This is a genomic window from Micromonospora sp. BRA006-A (assembly GCF_033433935.1).
GTDB lineage: Bacteria > Actinomycetota > Actinomycetes > Mycobacteriales > Micromonosporaceae > Micromonospora > Micromonospora aurantiaca.
The window spans coordinates 6120526-6135803 of the sequence record NZ_JANCLW010000001.1 but is presented as its reverse complement, the minus strand read 5'-3'; the positions used below and the strand labels follow the sequence as shown (position 1 = coordinate 6135803).

Genomic DNA, 15278 nt, shown 5'->3' with positions numbered 1-15278 from the left:
CATCCGGTTCTCCGGGGAAACCGGACTTCCGCTGTCAGGTATCGGTGACACGGTGGTCTCATGAACTCACCACTGACCGGAACCGTCGCGCTCGTCGCGGGCGCGACCCGGGGCGCCGGCCGGCAGATCGCCGTGCAGCTCGGCGCCGCCGGGGCCACCGTCTACGCCACCGGCCGCACCACCCGCGAGCGCCGCTCCGAGATGGACCGGCCGGAGACGATCGAGGAGACCGCCGAGCTGGTCACCGCCGCCGGAGGCACCGGCATCGCCGTCGCCGTCGACCACCTCGACCCCGAGCAGGTACGCGGCCTGGTCGAGCGGATCGACGCCGAGCAGGGCCGGCTCGACGTGCTCGTGAACGACGTCTGGGGCGCGGACCCGCTGATCACCTGGGAGAAGCCGGTCTGGGAACAGCCGCTCGACGCCGGTTTCCGCACGCTGCGGCTCGCTGTCGATACGCACATCATCACCAGCCACTTCGCGCTGCCGCTGCTGATCCGCAACCCGGGCGGCCTGGTCGTCGAGGTCGGCGACGGCACGAAGGAGCACAACGACAGCGAGTACCGCCTGTCGGTCTTCTACGACCTCGCCAAGGTGTCGGTGAACCGCCTCGGCTTCAGCCAGGCCCACGAGCTGGCCCCGCACGGCTGCACCGCCGTCGCGCTCACGCCCGGCTGGCTGCGCTCGGAGGCGATGCTCGAACACTACGGCGTCACCGAGGCGAACTGGCGTGACGGCGCGACCACCGAGCCGCACTTCGTCATGTCGGAGACGCCGGCGTTCGTCGGGCGCGCGGTCGCCGCCCTGGCCGCCGACCCGGACCGGGCCCGCTGGAACGGGCAGTCTCTCGACAGCGGCGGCCTGGCCCAGGTGTACGGCTTCACCGACGTCGACGGCAGCCGCCCGCACTGGGCCCGCTACTACGAGGAGGTGGTCAAGCCTGGTAAGCCGGCCGACCCGGACGGCTACCGCTGATCGTCGGACGGCGGATCGGTGTAGAGCGCCGCCGCGCGGCGGGTCGCCTCGGCGAAGCGTGCCCGCAGCCGCGGCGGCGCCAGCACCTCCACCTCCGGGCCCAGCGCCAGCAACTGGCCGTACGCGACGTCGACCGACTCGACGGGCAGCCGCAGCACCAGCCGGCCCTGCTCGTCCGGCGGCCCGGCCGCGTCCACCGCCTCGGTGTAGACGAACGGCGCGTCCACCAGGTGCCGCAGCGCCCGCAACCCGGCCGGGCCCAGCCGCACCGTCACCCGCTCCCGCAGCAGCTCCCGCAGGAACGCGCCCGCCTGCTCCCGCCAGTACGCCCCGAGGTCGAAGCCCTCGTCCCGCTCGAAGCCGTCGGCGCCCACCTCGACCGCGACCACCCGGTCCACCCGGTACGTCCGCCAGCCGTCACCGACCCGGCCGACCAGGTACCAGACCCCGTTCTTCAGCACCAGCCCGTACGGCGCCAGCGTGCGGGTCACCTCCCGGTCCCCGCGCCGGTAGCGCAACTCCACCATCCGGTCCCGCCAGACCGCCCGGGCCAGCTCGGCGAGGGCCGGCGGCGGCGCGGTCTCCCGGAACCAGCCTGGTACGTCCAGGTGGAACCGCTGCCCGGTACGCGCGGGCGCGTCCCGCAGGCTCGGCGGCAGTGCGGCGAGCACCTTCAGCTCGGCGGCGGCGACCGAGTCGGCCAGTCCCATGTCCCCGGCCGGGCCGGGCAACCCCGCCAGGAACAGCGCCTCGGCCTCGTCCCGGCTCAACCCGGTCAGCCGGGTCCGGTAGCCGCCCAGCAGCCGGTAGCCGCCGGCCCGGCCTCGGTCCGCGTACACCGGAACGCCGGCGGCGGAGAGCGCCAGCACGTCCCGGTAGACGGTCCGCTCGGACACCTCCAGCTCGCGGGCCAGCTCGGCGGCGGTCATCGTCTCCCGCGACTGGAGCAGCAGCACAAGCGAGATCAGCCGGGACGCACGCACCCGCCCATTGTGGTGCACCGGCAGATTAGGCTGTGCCGTCGTGAACGCCTCCCGTACGATCGCGCCGGTCACCGGCGCGGCCACCCGCTTCCTCGGCGGCGCCGGCCTGCTGCTGCGCGGCTTCGGCATGTACGTCCGCAGCCCGAAGCTGATGCTGCTCGGCGTGATCCCGGCGCTGATCACCGGCGCGCTCTACGTGGCCCTGTTCGCCACGCTGCTCTACTTCGTCGACGACCTGGCGGGCTGGCTCACCCCGTTCGCCGACGACTGGTCGTCGCCCTGGCGCGGGCTGCTGCGGGTCGCCGCCGGGCTGGCGGTGGTCGGGGTCGCCGGGCTGGTCGGGGTGCTCACGTTCACCGCCGTCACACTCGTCATCGGCGACCCGTTCTACGAGGCGATCTCCGAGCGGGTCGAGGACCGGCTCGGCGGCACCCCCGGCGCCGTGGACGTGCCGTTCTGGTCCTCGCTGCGACGCAGCCTCGCCGACTCGCTGCGCCTGGTGGCGCTGTCCGCGCTGATCGGCGTACCCCTGTTCGCCGCTGGTTTCATCCCGGTGGTGGGACAGACGGTGGTCCCGGTGGTCGGCGCCCTGGTGGGTGGTTGGTTCCTGGCGCTGGAGCTGGTCGGCGCGCCGTTCTACCGGCGGGGGATGCGGCTGCCGGACCGGCGGGCGCGGCTGCGGGCCGACCGGCCGGCAGCGCTCGGTTTCGGGGTGGCGGTCTTCCTGTGCTTCCTGATCCCGCTCGGCGCGGTGCTGGTCATGCCGGCCGCCGTCGCCGGGGCCGCGCTGCTGGCCCGCCGCTCGCTGGGCCAGCCGATCGAGGAGAGCTGAGATGGACACCGTCCTGATCGAGGGGGACATCACCGCGCAGCAGGTCGACGCGATAGTCAACGCCGCCAACTCGTCGCTGCTCGGCGGCGGGGGAGTGGACGGCGCGATCCACCGGCGCGGCGGCCCGGCGATCCTGGAGGAGTGCCGCGCGCTGCGCGCCTCCCGCTACGGGCGCGGGCTGCCCACCGGCCAGGCCGTCGCCACCACCGCCGGCGACCTGCCCGCCCGCTGGGTGGTGCACACGGTCGGCCCGGTCTTCTCGCCGCGCGAGGACCGCTCGGCGCTGCTGCGTGACTGCTACGCCAACAGCCTGCGCGTCGCCGACGGGCTGGGTGCCCTCCGGATCGCGTTTCCGCTCATCTCCGCCGGGATCTTCGGCTGGCCGGTCGAGGACGCGGTGGCGCAGGCGCTCACCGTGCTGCACGCGGCCACTCCGGAGCACGTCACCGAGGCGCGGCTGGTGCTGTTCGGCGCTGACACGTACGCCACAGCGGTGCGGGTGGCAGCCGGGCTCAGCTGAGCGTGCGCCGGCACGACCACTGGCTGCCCACCGGCCGGTAGCCGAGCCGCTCGTTCACCGCCAGCATCGGCGCGTTCGCCTCGTCGTTCGAGGTGTACGCGGTGCGTACCCCGCGCGCGGCGGCGGCGTGCAGCGCGGCCTGCTTGGCCAGCCGGGCCAGCCCTCGCCCCCGGTACGCGGGCAGCGTGCCGGTGAAGTCCGACCACATCCGGTCGCCGTCGCGCTTCACCAGGCTCAGCGCGACCAGGTCGCCGTCCACCTCGGCGAGCGTGCTCGCCTCCCGGTCCAGCCCCGGGTTGTCCCAGCACTCGTGGAGCCACAGGTCGAAGCCGAGCGAGTCCGTCGGCACGTCGCCCGGTTCGTCCCGGGACGCCTCGGCGTCGACCCGGTGCACCTGGCGCGGGTCGAGCCCGGCGGCGGACACCAGTCGTACGCCCGGCGGCGCCTGCGGCATCGGCGGGGCGGTGCTCAGGTCCAGTGCCGAGTAGCGCAGCTCCCGGCTCGGTGTGAAGCCGTGCCGCTGCGCGAACGGCAGCGACTCGGTTCGCGCATGGGTCAGCACCCGGGTGGTCCCGAGCGTCCGCAGGTGGTCGAGCGCGGTGTCGAACAGCGCGGTGCCGGTGCCCCGGCGGCGGTGCTCCGGGTGGACGTGCAGCAGGGCCATCTCGCCCACTCCCGGTGTCGAGGTCTGCGTGTTGCGGTACGCGGACACCCAGCCCACGACCTGCCCGTCCGCCTCGGCGACCCAGGCCGCCCAGTCCTCGCCGGCCGGTGGTTCGGCGATCATCCGGCGGGTCGACTCGACGCCGCGAACCAGGTACGGGTAGACGAGCGCGCGCAACGCCACCACGGCGGGCGCGTCGTCGGGGCGGGCGGGACGGATCTCGGCTCCACTCATCCGGCGGACCCTAGCCCCGCCGCCCGCCCGCCCGCGACCGGTTAACGCGCGGCGGCTGTCACCCGGCTGGCTGTCACCCGGCGGGCTGTTAATAAGGGCCCCCTCCTCTACCTGAGGCGTTAAGAGGGGGCCCTTCCTTACGCGGACTCGCGCAGCACCAGCTCGGTCGGCAGCACCAGCGCCTGTTCGATCGTCTCGCCCGCCGCGATGCGCAGCAGTTGCCGGGTCATCGACCGGCCCAGCTCCACTATCGGCTGCCGCACCGTGGTCAGCGGCGGCTCGGTGTACGCCGCCGTCTCGATGTCGTCGAACCCGATCACCGCCACGTCCTCGGGCACCCGCCGCCCGGCCTCCCGCAGCGTGCGCAGGGCGGCGTGCGCCATCAGGTCGGAGGCGGCGAACACGGCGTCCAGCTCCGGGTCGGCGGCGAGCAGTTCGCGCATCGCGGCGGTGCCGGACTCGCGGGTGAAGTCGCCGTACGCGACCAGCTCCGGCAGCCCGGCCTCGGTGATCGCGGTGCGGTAGCCGATCAGCCGTTCGATCCCGGCGACCATGTCCTGCGGCCCGGCGATGGTGGCGATCCGCCGCCGACCGCTCGCGATCAGGTGCCGCACCGCAGTGCTCACGCCGCCCTCGTGGTCCACGTCCACGTACGGCACGTCGGCGCCGTCCAGTGGCCGCCCGCTGCACACCACCGGGATGCCGAGCCGGGCCAGCCGGCCGGGCAGCGGGTCCTCGCCGTGCAGCGAGGCGAACAGCACCCCGTCGACGTGCCGCCCGGTGGTGTACCGCTCCACCCGTTCGTGCCCGGCCGGCGAACCGGCGAGCATCAGCACGAGCTGCTTGTCCGCCGCCTCCAGCTCCTGTGCCGCGCCCCGGATGATGCCCGGGAACACCTGGTCGTCGGAGAACACCCGGGTGGCCGCCTCGGGCATCACCAGCGCGACCGAGTCGGTCCGCTGGGTGACCAGGCTGCGGGCGGCGAGGTTCGGGACGTACCCGAGTTCCTCGACCGCCCGGCGTACCGCCTGCCGGATCGGCTCGGCGACAGTGGTCGAGCCGTTCACCACCCGGGAGACGGTGGCCCGGGACACGCCGGCCAGCCGGGCCACCGCCTCCAGGGTCGGTCGCTGTGCCGTCGTCATCCCCGTAACCACCACCTCGTCACAGCCCGTTCCGGGCGATCACCTCCTGGTACCAGCGGGCGCTGTGCTTTGGTGTGCGCCGCTGGGTCAGGTAGTCGACGTGGACGATCCCGAACCGCTTCCGGTAACCCTCGGCCCATTCGAAGTTGTCCAGCACCGACCATACGAGATAACCGCGCAGGTCCACGCCGCGGGCGATGGCTTCGTGTGCCGCGCGCAGGTGCCCGTCGAGGTAGGCGACCCGGTCGGCGTCGGCCACCCTGCCCTGCTCGTCGAGGCCGGTGTCGGGGAACGCCCCGCCGTTCTCGGTGATCATCAGGGGTAGTCCGGGATGGTCGGCAGCCACGCGTTCCAGCAGCCGGGTCAGCCCGGCGGGCTCGATCGACCAGCCCATGTCGGTCAGCGGACCGGCCGGCGGCAGGAACTCGACGGTCCCGGCGGTCCCCGGGTACGCGTCGCCGCCCGCGCCGCCCGCACGCCCGGCCACGTAGGTGGGTGCGTAGTAGTTCAGGCCCAGCAGGTCCAGCGGCGCGGCGATCAGCTTCTCGTCCCCGTCCCTGATGAAGTCCGGCGTGACGATCCGGCTGACGTGGGCCAGCACGTCCGCCGGGTAGCCGGCGCCGGTGAGCGGGTCCAGGAAGATCCGGTTGTGCAGGCCGTCGACCAGCCGGACCGCCTCGGCGTCAGCGGCGCTGCCCGCGTCCGCCGGCTGCACGTCGGCCAGGTTGAGCGTGATCCCGAGCGTTTCCGCGCCCGCCGCGCGCAGCGCCCGCGCCGCCAGGCCGTGGCCGAGCAGCAGATGGTGTACGGCCCGGAACGCGTCACCGGCGTCGCGGCGTCCCGGCGCGTGCACCCCGGAGCCGTACCCGAGGTAGGCCGAGCACCACGGCTCGTTGAGAGTGGTCCAGGTGCGGACCCGGTCGCCGAGGCGGCCGTGCACGGCGAGCGCGTATTCGGCGAAGTGCTCGGCGGTCTCCCGGACGGTCCAGCCGCCCCGGTCCTCCAGCGCCTGCGGCAGATCCCAGTGGTAAAGCGTGACGATCGGGTCGAGGCCGGCGTCCAGCAGCGCGTCGGTCAGCCGGTCGTAGAAGTCCAGCCCGCGCGGCTCGGCCGGGCCGGTGCCGTCGGGCCGCACCCGGGGCCAGGACACCGAGAACCGGTACGCCCGCAGCCCCAGGTCGGCCATCAGTGCGACGTCCTCGGCGTACCGGTGGTAGTGGTCGCAGGCCACGTCGCCGGTGTGGCCGGCGAACACCGCGCCCGGCGTACGGCTGAAGGTGTCCCAGATCGACGGGCCGCGACCGTCGTCGCGGGCGGCGCCCTCGATCTGGTACGCGGCGGTGGCCCCGCCCCAGACGAAGCCCTCCGGGAATCGGACGTTGCTCATGCCTTGACCGCACCTTCCATGATCCCGCCGATGATCTGGCGGCCGAAGACGATGAACACCAGCAGCAGCGGCAGCGTGGCGATGGCCGTGCCGGTGAACACCTGCGACATGTCCTGGTAGTACCCGTCGGAGAGGGCCCGCAGCGACAGCTGGACCGTCGGGTTCTCCGGGTCGTTCAGCACCGCGTACGGCCAGAGGAAGTCGTTCCAGGTGGTCATGAACGTGAGCAGGCCGAGGACGGCGGCGGCCGGGCGCAGCGCGGGCAGCACGACGTTCCAGTAGATCCGCGCGGTGTTGCAGCCGTCCATCCGGGCCGCCTCGATCAGCTCGGTGCTCACGGCCTGGCCGGCGTACTGGCGCATCATGAACACGCCGAAGCCTGTGACAAGCGCCGGCACGATCACCGCGGGCAGCCTGTCGTTCCAGTTCAGTTTCGTCATGAGCAGGTAGAGCGGGATCACGCCGAGCTGGGTGGGAACCATCATGGTGGCGACGATGACCAGCAGCAGCGCGTTGCGCCCGCGGAAGCGCAGCTTGGCGAACGCGAACCCGGCCAGCGTGGAGAAGAACACCACCGAGATCGTCACCGTGGTGGCCACGATCGCCGAGTTGATCAGGCCGGTCAGGAAGTACGCGTCGGTGTTGTCGAACAGCCGGGCGATGTTGGCGCCGAGGTTGCCGCCCGGGGTGAGCGGCGGCGGCACCTGGCCCATGGTGTCGCTGGTCCGGCTGGCCACCACGAACATCCAGTAGATCGGGAAGATCGACAGGACGGCCGAGAGCGTCAGCGCCAGGTAGGTGAGCCGGCTTGCCGACCAGAGGCGGGTCATCGGGAGACCTCCTTGCGGGAGCCGCCGCCGAGCCGGCGCAGGAGCAGGACGTTTATCGCCGCGACCACGGCGATCAGGGCGAACAGCAGCCAGGCGACTGCCGAGCCGTAGCCGAAGTTGTAGTGCGGCGCGAAGGCGTTCTCGAACATGTACATGGTCACCGTCTGCGACTCGCGCAGCGGTCCGCCGCGGATCGCGTTGGTGCCGGAGTTGAACATCCGCGGCTCGGTGAAGAGCTGGAGGCCGCCGATGGTGGAGATGATGACCGCGAAGATGATCGTCGGCTTGAGCAGCGGCACCGTGATGGACCAGAACTGGCGGGCCCGGCCGGCGCCGTCGATCGCCGCCGACTCGTACAGGTCGCGGGGGATGGCCTGCATGGCGGCCAGGAAGATGAGCGCGTTGTAGCCGGTCCAGCGCCAGTCGACCATGGTGGAGATGGCGACCCACGCGGCGAACCGGTTCGCCTTCCAGTCGATCGCGCTGATCCCGACGTGGTCGAGCAGCCAGTTGATCATGCCGAACTCGCGGCCGAACAGCACCGCGAACACGATCGCCACGGCGGCGGTCGAGGTGACGTTCGGGATCAGCACCGCCATCCGCCAGGTGGTACGGGCGCGCAACTGCCGGTTGAGCAGGTTGGCCAGCCAGAGCGCGGCGAGCAACTGGGGGACCGTGGAGATCACGAAGATGCCCAGCGTGTTGACGACCGAGTGCCAGAAGTCCGAGTCGGCGAGCAGCTGGGTGTAGTTGTCGAAGCCGATGAACGGGTGCTCGGCGCCGAGCAGGTCCCAGTCGTGCAGCGAGACCCAGAACGTGTACGCCAGCGGGTACGCCCCGAAGACGCCGAACAGCAGGAAGAACGGGGCGATGAACAGATACGGCGAGTACTTGGTGTCGATCCGGCTGAGCCGGTTGCCCAGGCCGGGACGGGTGGGGCGGGGTGCCGGTGCGACCGGCGGGCGGGCGTCGAGCTGGACGGCCATGACCCGGGACTCCTTTCCGCCGTGCGGGCGGCCCCCGTGGCCGGGTGGCCGCCCGCACGCGCTGCTCGGGTTACTTGGCGGCGGCCTTCTCGGCGTTGGCGACCGCGTCGGTCCAGCCCTGCTCCGGTGAGCGCTTGCCCAGCTCCACCGAGCGGACGGCGTTCTCCACCTCGGTGCGTACGGCCTGGTTCTTCGGTCCCATGTAGACCGGCTTCAGGCTCTTGGCGCCCTCGGCGAAGATCTTCCCGACCGGCGCCTCGGAGAAGTAGGCGTTCCTCGAGTCGATGATCGCCGGGTCCTCCAGCGCCTGCGGGGACGACGGCAGCGGGCCCTTCGCCTTGAACGCGCCGATCTGACCCTTGGCGCTGGTCAGGAACTTGGCCAGCTCGATCGCCTCGGCCTGGTGCTTGCTCTGCTTCGGCACGGCGAGGAACGAGCCGCCCCAGTTGCCGCCGTTGCCGGGGATCTGGGCGATGTCCCACTTGCCCTTGGCCGCGGCGCCCGCGTTGCCCTCGATCACGCCGGTCATCCAGGCCGGGCAGGCGATGGTGGCGAACTTCGACTGCTTGAACGCCGACACCCACTCCTCGGACCAGGAACCGTACTTGCCGGACAGCCCCGAGTCGATGATGTCCATCGTGGTGTCGTACGCCTGCTTCACCGCCGGGTTGCTGCCCACGACCAGGTTGTTGCCGGTGTCGTAGTAGCTGTAGCCGCTGCTGTTGCCGGCGGTCTGGAGCAGGATCGTGTTGAAGGTGTTGGTCGCGGCGTCCAGGAACGAGGCGCCGGTCTTCTTCGCGGTGAACTGCTCGCCGACCTTGATGTAGTCCTGCCAGGTGGGCCAGAGCTTGGACACGGCCTCCCGGTCGGTGGGCAGACCGGCCTTGGCGAACAGGTCGGTGCGGTAGCACATCGCCATGCCGCCGACGTCGGTGCCGAGGCCGATGAGCTGCTTGCCGTCGGCGGTGAGTCCCTGGTTCCACTTCCAGTCGAGGAAGTTGCCCTTCAGGTCGGCCGCGCCGTGGTCGAGCAGGTTGACGAAGTTCTGCGGGTTGGCCTTGTACTCGACGAGCAGGCCCTCCTCGATGGCGACCACGTCGCCGGCGCCCTTGCCCGCGGCGAGCCACTGGGTGAGCTTCGGGGAGTACTCGTCGAGGTTGCCGCCGGTGCCCCGCTCGACGATCTTCACGCCGGGGTGGCTGGCCATGTACTCCTGGTAGAGATCGGCGTAACCGAACTGGCCGAAGACGTCGACGGTGAGCGTTATCGGCCCGTCGGCGGCGGCATCGTCACCGCCGCCGCAGGCGGTGGTGCCGAGCAATGCGGTGGCGGCGACCAGGGCCACCGCCGCCAGGCGGCGGCGCGTGAAGGTGAGCATGCTGTCCCTGACCTCTCGGGTCGTCGAAACGGGTGGTGGAAGGCGGTTCCGGAACTAAGAGAGCGCTCTCACGACAGCGTGGTGGAGGGTCCCGGACCTTGTCAAGAGAGCGCTCTCAGAGCTGTCCAAAAAGAAACGGAGAGGGGTGGCCGCCGCCCCTCTCCGTCCGGTGCCCGTCGTCAGCCGACCCGCAGGCCCCCCAGCAGGGCCGGGTCGCCCGCCACGTCCAGCGTGTCGAAGCTGATCCGGCCCATCAGCGCCAGCAGCAGATCGCTCGCCGTACCCGACACCTGCGCCCGCGCGCGGTGGTCGTCGTGGTCGAGGATCGTCGCGGTGTCCAGCAGCGCGACCCCCTCACCCCGCAACCGCAGGTACCACTCCTGCGCCGCGTCGGTCGCGTTCAACTGCACCACGCCGCGCCACTGCCCGGGCTGCACCCGCCGTCCCGCCGGCAGCCAGGTGTCCAGCACCTCGCTCACCCCGTCGGCCGCGAGCTTCGCCTCGATCGGATCACCCGCACCGATCGCGAGCTGGGCGTCCCAGCGGTGCACGGCCGTCTCGTGCGCCATCCGGCGAGGCCAGAAGGCCGCCTTCTTCGGCTGGGGTGCGAAGTTCCAGGCCGGCGCCTCCGGATCCGTCGCCTCCAGCAGCGCGGTGATCCGCTCGTACTCCTGCGCGTACCACTGCGCCGCGGTCAGACCCGCCGGCGGCTCCGGGTCGTGCCGCTCCGGGCGGGTGGTGCCGCCCGTGGACAGCACGGTGCCCGCCCAGACGTACACGCGGGTCAGGTGATGAGCGAGGTCGGTGACAGTCCAGCCGGGACAGGACAGCACGGGTGTCTCGGGCGGCGCCTCGGCCACCGCCGCGGCGAAGGCGGGGCCCTCCGTACGCAGCGCGCCGATCCAGAAGTCCTTCGTGTGGTGCAGTCTGCTCATCGCCATCCTCCCGGGGGTGACCGGGCCACCAGTGGGTGCTCCGGCTACCCCTCAGCCTAGGGTGAAAGGCGTGTCAGACGTCTACGCCGAACCGGCTACTGCCGGTGAACCGACCGATCCGGCCACCCTGGCGCGCTACACCACGCTCCGGCTCGGCGGACCCGCCGGGCGGCTGGAGACCGCCGAGGACGCCACCCAGATCGTGCTGAAGGTGCAGGAAGCGGAAGCCCGCGAGCAGGCCGTCCTGGTGCTGGCCGGCGGCAGCAACGTCGTGATCGGCGATCAGGGCTTCCCCGGCACCGTCGTGCTCGTCCGCTCCCGGGGGTTCCGGGCCGTCGCCGAGGACGGCGACACCGTCACGGTACGTGTCGAAGCCGGCGAGCCGTGGGACGACCTCGTCGCCGCCACCGTCGAGCACGGCTGGTCCGGGCTGGAGTGCCTCTCCGGCATTCCCGGCTCGGCCGGCGCGACCCCGATCCAGAACGTCGGCGCGTACGGCCAGGAGGTGGCCGAGACGATCGTCGCCGTCGAGGCGTACGACCGGACGGAACGCCGGGTGGTCCGCATCCCGGCTGCCGACTGCGGGTTCGTCTACCGCGGCAGCATCTTCAAGTACAGCGACCGCTGGGTGGTGCTCACCGTCGACTTCCGGCTCACCCGCTCCCCGCTGTCCGGCCCGGTCCGCTACGCCGAACTGGCCCGGGCGCTCGGCGTCGAGGTCGGCGACCGGGTGCCGCTCGCCGACGCCCGCGCCACAGTGCGCAAGCTGCGTGCCGGCAAGGGCATGGTGCTCGACCCGGCCGACCCGGACACCTGGTCGGTGGGCTCGTTCTTCACCAACCCGGTGCTGCCGGGCGAGGTGTTCGAGCAGATGCGGGAACGCGCCGCCGAGGTGGGGGAGCCGCCGCACTGGCCGGGTGCCGACGGGGCGGTGAAGGTCAGCGCGGCGTGGCTGATCGACAAGGCCGGGTTCGGCAAGGGGTACGCGGGCCCGGAGGGCGTCGCCATCTCCAGCAAGCACACGCTGGCGCTCACGAACCGTTCCGGCACCGCCAGTACGGCCGCGCTGGTGGCGCTGGCGCGCGAGATCCGCGACGGCGTCCAGTCTCGTTTCGGCGTAACCCTCCACCCCGAGCCAGTCCTCATCAACTGCACCATCTGACCCCCTCGCCCCTCTCGCCCCTCACCTCGCCGATCTTGCAGTTTCGGCCCCCGGAATGTTCGACTTACGCGCTTTGCGGGGGCGGCAACTGCAAGATCGATGGGGGCAGGGCGGCGGGCGGGGGCGGGACGGGGCGGGGTGGCGGGGGTCAGCGGGGAGCTACGGCGGGCCAGGGGAGTGTCAGGTAGCCGTGGCGCCACGTGCGGGGGGTGTCCTGGATCGGCCAGCCTGACTCCTTCACCGCCTCGGCCGTCCGCAACCAGCGCTGCCGGGGGCCGAACGGGGCGTAGCCGGCGGCCGAGCGCCACGCCTGCTCCAGCGCCTCGATCAGGTCGTGGACGCGTTCACCCGGCACGTTGCGGTGGATCAGCGCCTTCGGCAGCCGCTCGGCGAGCGTGGCAGGGCTCTCCAGCATGGTCAGCTTCGCCGACAGGGTGAGCGTGCGCGGCCCGGTGGCGTCGAGCAGCACCCAGGAGCCGAGCCGTCCCAGCTCGTCGCAGGTGCCCTCGACCAGCAGCCCGTCCGGCGCGAGGCGCCCGGTGACCGTGTGCCAGGCGTCGGCCACCTCGCTCTCGTCGTACTGGCGGAGCACGTTGAACGCCCGCACCAGCGCGGGACGTAGTCCGGCCAGTTCGAAGCCGCCCCTGGCGAACGTCAGCCCGGGCGGGTCGGCGGCGGGCAGGGCGGCGGCCACGCGTACCGGATCGATCTCCAGGCCGACCACCCGCACGTCGGCGCGGACGCCGGCGGCCAGCCGGGCGCGCAGTTCGACGGGGGTGACCGGGGTGGCGCCGTAGCCCAGGTCCACCACGAGCGGATCGGCGGCGGCGCGCAGCGCGTCGCCGCAGGTCTCGACGATCCAGTTGTCCACCCGCCGGAGCCGGTTGGGGTTGGTGGTCCCCCGGGTGGCCACGCCGAGCGGACGCTCCATTAGGACGTCCGGTGCACCTTGTGCTGCGCGGCCTGGGCCAGCGGGCGGACCACGAGCTGGTCGATGTTGACGTGGTGCGGGCGGGTCGCGCACCAGGTGACGCAGTCGGCCACGTCGTCCGCAACGAGCGGTTCGGCGACTCCGGCGTAGACCGCCTCGGCCCGGTCGGTGTCACCGCCGAAGCGGACCAGGCCGAACTCCTCGGTCTTCACCATGCCGGGGTCGATCTCGATCACCCGGACCGGGCGGCCGCACAGCTCCAGCCGGAGCGTGCCGGCGATCGTGGTCTGCGCGTGCTTGGCGGCCGTGTAGCCGCCACCGCCCTCGTAGACCACGTGCCCGGCGGTGGAGCTGACGATCACGACCGTGCCGGCGCCGGAGCGCTCCAGCGCCGGGAGCAGCGCCTTGGTGACGCGCAGCGTGCCGAGCACGTTCACGTCGTACATCCATTGCCAGTCGCCCACGTCGGCGGTCTCGACCGGATCCAGGCCGCGGGCGCCGCCGGCGTTGTTCACCAGCAGCGTGACCGGCCCGGGGGCGGCCTCGGCGGCGGCGGCCAGGCCGGCCACCGACGCGTCCGAGGTCACGTCGCAGGCCACCGCTGCCGCCGCGCCGCCGGCCGCCTCGATCTCGGCGACCAGCGCGGCCAGCCGGTCGGTACGCCGGGCGGCGGCCAGCACGTGGAATCCCTCGGCGGCGAGCCGGCGGGCGGTGGCCGCGCCGATCCCGCTGGACGCCCCGGTGACGATGGCGACTGAAGTCATCCGGACATTGTCTCCCGTCGCCGGGCCCTGCGGCGGGATGAGGTCCGTCACGCCCGGGACCCGGCGGAAAGCATTTCCGTACCCCGATGGGGAAGATGACATCCGGCACACGGGTTGACCGAGAAGCGCCGGTCGTGCGGGGCGGCATCAACCGTGACAGAGGGAGCGGACGTGGCGGATTTGCACACCGGTGTCGGTCGTCAGCGAGGTGCCCTTCCGTGGCCGCCGCCCCGCCGTATCGCCACCCTGTCGGTGCACACGTCGCCGCTGCACCAGCCCGGCACCGGTGACGCGGGCGGCATGAACGTCTACATCCTTGAGGTGGCCCGGCGGCTGGCCGAGGCCGACGTCGAGGTGGAGATCTTCACCCGGGCCACCGCCGGTGACCTGCCCCCGGTGGTCGAGGTGGCGCCCGGCGTGTCCGTCCGGCACGTCACCGCCGGGCCGCTGGAGGGGCTGACCAAGGAGGAACTCCCCGGTCAGCTCTGCGCCTTCACCGCCGGGGTGCTGCGGGCCGAGGCGGCCCGTCCGCCGGGCCACTACGACCTGATCCACTCGCACTACTGGCTCTCCGGCCAGGTCGGCTGGCTGGCCAAGGAGCGCTGGGGCGTACCGCTTGTGCACACCGCGCACACCCTCGCGAAGGTCAAGAACGCCCGCCTCGCCGCCGGGGACCGTCCCGAGCCGAAGGCCCGGGTGATCGGCGAGGAGCAGGTGGTCACCGAGGCGGACCGGCTGGTCGCCAACACCCGGGTGGAGGCCCGCGACCTGCTCGACCGGTACGCGGCCGAGCCGGACCGGGTGGCGATCGTGGAACCCGGCGTCGACCTGGAACGGTTCCGTCCCGCCGCGGGTGACCGGGACGCCGCGACCCGGGCCGCGCGCCGCCGGCTCGGCCTGCCGACCGACGGGTACGTGGTCGCGTTCGTCGGCCGGATCCAGCCGCTGAAGGCGCCGGACGTGCTGGTCCGCGCCGCCGCCGCGCTGCGTGAACGGGATCCGGCGCTGGCCGGCGAGCTGACCGTGGTGATCTGCGGCGGTCCGAGCGGCACCGGCCTGGACCGGCCCACCGCGCTGATCGAGCTGGCGCACGCGCTCGGCATCGCCGACCGGGTGCGTTTCCTCCCGCCGCAGACCGGCGCGGACCTGCCCGCCCTCTACCGCGCCGCCGACCTGGTCGCGGTGCCGTCGCACAACGAGTCGTTCGGCCTGGTCGCGCTGGAGGCCCAGGCGTGCGGCACGCCGGTGCTGGCCGCCGCCGTGGGCGGCCTGGTGACGGCGGTACGCGACGGCGTCAGCGGCATGCTCATCGACGGGCACGACCCGGTCGACTGGGCCCGCGCGCTGGCCCGCCTGCTGCCCGATCCGGTACGCCGTGCCGCGCTGGGTCGCGGCGCCGAGCGGCACGCCCGCGACTTCTCCTGGCATCGCACCGCCTCCGGCCTGCTCGCCGTCTACGGGGAGGCGATCACCGAGCACCGGGCCCGGCTGGCGCGGCGGCTCGGCGAACCGGCCGCGCTGTGCTCCTGGTGATCTCCACCGGCGCACCGGG

At 72.7% G+C, this 15278-nt stretch carries 15 protein-coding genes; 5 read left to right on the top strand and 10 right to left on the bottom strand.

Annotation, left to right across the window (positions count from 1 at the left end; genetic code table 11):
• The first annotated feature begins 60 nt into the window (after positions 1 to 60).
• Complete coding sequence (locus NMK34_RS28065; RefSeq protein ID WP_318335848.1) at positions 61 to 975, top strand: SDR family oxidoreductase; 915 nt, start codon at positions 61 to 63, stop codon at positions 973 to 975.
• Here the strand turns inward: NMK34_RS28065 and NMK34_RS28060 are convergent.
• Positions 966 to 1958 (bottom strand): YafY family protein, encoded by a 993-nt coding sequence (locus NMK34_RS28060; RefSeq protein ID WP_318335847.1) that lies wholly within the window; start codon positions 1956 to 1958, stop codon positions 966 to 968. The two genes, NMK34_RS28065 and NMK34_RS28060, sit on opposite strands and share 10 nt — an antisense overlap.
• Before the next feature lie 40 nt (positions 1959 to 1998).
• On the opposite strand from NMK34_RS28060, the gene NMK34_RS28055 reads away from it, so the two are divergent.
• Together NMK34_RS28055 and NMK34_RS28050 are read left to right on the top strand one after the other, a co-directional pair.
• The gene (locus NMK34_RS28055; RefSeq protein ID WP_318335846.1) at positions 1999 to 2790 is read left to right on the top strand and encodes an EI24 domain-containing protein; all 792 of its coding nucleotides are present in this window, start codon (positions 1999 to 2001) and stop codon (positions 2788 to 2790) included.
• A gap of 1 nt (position 2791) precedes the next feature.
• Positions 2792 to 3310: an O-acetyl-ADP-ribose deacetylase gene (locus NMK34_RS28050; protein WP_318335845.1), complete on the top strand. Its 519-nt coding sequence runs from the start codon at positions 2792 to 2794 to the stop codon at positions 3308 to 3310.
• Here NMK34_RS28050 and NMK34_RS28045 read toward each other — a convergent pair.
• The 7 genes from NMK34_RS28045 to NMK34_RS28015 form a co-directional block, all read right to left on the bottom strand.
• Positions 3303 to 4208: a GNAT family N-acetyltransferase gene (locus NMK34_RS28045; protein ID WP_318335844.1), complete on the bottom strand. Its 906-nt coding sequence runs from the start codon at positions 4206 to 4208 to the stop codon at positions 3303 to 3305. The two genes, NMK34_RS28050 and NMK34_RS28045, sit on opposite strands and share 8 nt — an antisense overlap.
• Positions 4209 to 4345: 137 nt before the next feature.
• Positions 4346 to 5353 carry a LacI family DNA-binding transcriptional regulator gene (locus NMK34_RS28040; RefSeq protein ID WP_318335843.1) on the bottom strand — a complete coding sequence of 336 codons (1008 nt, stop codon included), beginning with the start codon at positions 5351 to 5353 and terminating at the stop codon, positions 4346 to 4348.
• 19 nt (positions 5354 to 5372) lie between these two features.
• On the bottom strand, positions 5373 to 6740 hold the full coding sequence (locus NMK34_RS28035) for a GH1 family beta-glucosidase (RefSeq protein ID WP_318335842.1): 1368 nt from the start codon (positions 6738 to 6740) through the stop codon (positions 5373 to 5375).
• Positions 6737 to 7570, bottom strand: coding sequence for a carbohydrate ABC transporter permease (locus tag NMK34_RS28030; RefSeq protein ID WP_030504579.1), 834 nt, complete (start codon positions 7568 to 7570; stop codon positions 6737 to 6739). Before NMK34_RS28030 ends, NMK34_RS28035 begins: the two co-directional genes overlap by 4 nt.
• A complete protein-coding gene (locus NMK34_RS28025) occupies positions 7567 to 8556 on the bottom strand; it encodes a carbohydrate ABC transporter permease (protein WP_262013203.1) in 990 nt (329 codons plus the stop codon). Before NMK34_RS28025 ends, NMK34_RS28030 begins: the two co-directional genes overlap by 4 nt.
• 70 nt (positions 8557 to 8626) lie before the next feature.
• Positions 8627 to 9934: an extracellular solute-binding protein gene (locus NMK34_RS28020; RefSeq protein WP_318335841.1), complete on the bottom strand. Its 1308-nt coding sequence runs from the start codon at positions 9932 to 9934 to the stop codon at positions 8627 to 8629.
• Positions 9935 to 10113: 179 nt separating this feature from the next.
• A complete protein-coding gene (locus NMK34_RS28015; protein ID WP_318335840.1) occupies positions 10114 to 10869 on the bottom strand; it encodes a maleylpyruvate isomerase family mycothiol-dependent enzyme in 756 nt (251 codons plus the stop codon).
• Positions 10870 to 10939: 70 nt separating this feature from the next.
• Here NMK34_RS28015 and NMK34_RS28010 point away from each other — a divergent pair, with 70 nt between their 5' ends.
• Positions 10940 to 12031: a UDP-N-acetylmuramate dehydrogenase gene (locus NMK34_RS28010; RefSeq protein ID WP_318335839.1), complete on the top strand. Its 1092-nt coding sequence runs from the start codon at positions 10940 to 10942 to the stop codon at positions 12029 to 12031.
• A gap of 148 nt (positions 12032 to 12179) precedes the next feature.
• Here NMK34_RS28010 and NMK34_RS28005 read toward each other — a convergent pair whose 3' ends face one another.
• Together NMK34_RS28005 and NMK34_RS28000 are read right to left on the bottom strand one after the other, a co-directional pair.
• The gene (locus NMK34_RS28005) at positions 12180 to 12962 is read right to left on the bottom strand and encodes a class I SAM-dependent methyltransferase (protein ID WP_318335838.1); all 783 of its coding nucleotides are present in this window, start codon (positions 12960 to 12962) and stop codon (positions 12180 to 12182) included.
• Complete coding sequence (locus NMK34_RS28000; RefSeq protein ID WP_318335837.1) at positions 12962 to 13726, bottom strand: SDR family NAD(P)-dependent oxidoreductase; 765 nt, start codon at positions 13724 to 13726, stop codon at positions 12962 to 12964. Before NMK34_RS28000 ends, NMK34_RS28005 begins: the two co-directional genes overlap by 1 nt.
• Before the next feature lie 171 nt (positions 13727 to 13897).
• On the opposite strand from NMK34_RS28000, the gene mshA reads away from it, so the two are divergent.
• Complete coding sequence (gene mshA, locus NMK34_RS27995) at positions 13898 to 15259, top strand: D-inositol-3-phosphate glycosyltransferase (RefSeq protein ID WP_318335836.1); 1362 nt, start codon at positions 13898 to 13900, stop codon at positions 15257 to 15259.
• Positions 15260 to 15278: the final 19 nt, after the last annotated feature.

Coding starts and splice junctions, on each gene's coding strand:
- NMK34_RS28000 (WP_318335837.1), bottom strand. CDS start 13,726: ATGACTTCAGTCGCCATCGTCACCGGGGCGTCCAGCGGGATCGGCGCG.
- NMK34_RS28015 (WP_318335840.1), bottom strand. CDS start 10,869: ATGAGCAGACTGCACCACACGAAGGACTTCTGGATCGGCGCGCTGCGT.
- NMK34_RS28045 (WP_318335844.1), bottom strand. CDS start 4,208: ATGAGTGGAGCCGAGATCCGTCCCGCCCGCCCCGACGACGCGCCCGCC.
- NMK34_RS28030 (WP_030504579.1), bottom strand. CDS start 7,570: ATGACCCGCCTCTGGTCGGCAAGCCGGCTCACCTACCTGGCGCTGACG.
- NMK34_RS28040 (WP_318335843.1), bottom strand. CDS start 5,353: ATGACGACGGCACAGCGACCGACCCTGGAGGCGGTGGCCCGGCTGGCC.
- NMK34_RS28065 (WP_318335848.1), top strand. CDS start 61: ATGAACTCACCACTGACCGGAACCGTCGCGCTCGTCGCGGGCGCGACC.
- NMK34_RS28025 (WP_262013203.1), bottom strand. CDS start 8,556: ATGGCCGTCCAGCTCGACGCCCGCCCGCCGGTCGCACCGGCACCCCGC.
- NMK34_RS28005 (WP_318335838.1), bottom strand. CDS start 12,962: ATGGAGCGTCCGCTCGGCGTGGCCACCCGGGGGACCACCAACCCCAAC.
- NMK34_RS28035 (WP_318335842.1), bottom strand. CDS start 6,740: ATGAGCAACGTCCGATTCCCGGAGGGCTTCGTCTGGGGCGGGGCCACC.
- NMK34_RS28020 (WP_318335841.1), bottom strand. CDS start 9,934: ATGCTCACCTTCACGCGCCGCCGCCTGGCGGCGGTGGCCCTGGTCGCC.
- NMK34_RS28050 (WP_318335845.1), top strand. CDS start 2,792: ATGGACACCGTCCTGATCGAGGGGGACATCACCGCGCAGCAGGTCGAC.